1 pseudogene is annotated in these 568 nt (G+C 44.0%); it reads left to right on the forward strand.

Going from position 1 to position 568, the window contains the following annotated elements:
• Positions 1-568 (forward strand): annotated as a pseudogene (locus C245_RS23515) (gliding motility-associated C-terminal domain-containing protein); the annotation flags it as partial.

Raw genomic sequence — 568 nt, forward strand, 5'->3', positions numbered from 1 at the left:
GATAACCAATGAAACGGGTGTTATCTGGTACGATGCGGCTACTGCAGGTAATGTAGTGAGTTCAACAACCGCTTTGGTAAACGGAAGGACATATTATGGTTCACTAAAAGTAGGTACTTGCGAGAGTCCAACAAGATTGGCAGTAATGGTAACGATCAGCGATCCGCAAACTCCAACAGGGAATGCAGCACAGGAATTTTGTAAAAACAGTAATGCTACCGTGGCAAGTTTGGTAACCAATGAAACAGGAGTTACTTGGTACGATGCGGCTACTGCAGGTAATGTAGTGAGTTCAACAACCGCTTTGGTAAACGGAACAACATATTATGGTTCACTAAAAGTAGGTACTTGCGAGAGCCCAACACGATTAGCGGTAATAGTAACCATTAGCGACCCAAAGACACCAACCACAGCTAACAGTACGCAGGAATTCTGTAAATCTGCGAATGCTACTGTGGCAAGTTTGGTAACCAATGAAACAGGAGTGACTTGGTACGATGCGGCTACTGCAGGCAATAAATTGACTTCGACAACTTCCTTAACGAGCGGAACAACCTATTATGGTTCA

Origin of the sequence: Flavobacterium sp. WG21, assembly GCF_000335775.1 — a bacterium.
In the GTDB taxonomy this organism is placed as follows: Bacteria; Bacteroidota; Bacteroidia; order Flavobacteriales; family Flavobacteriaceae; genus Flavobacterium; species Flavobacterium tructae.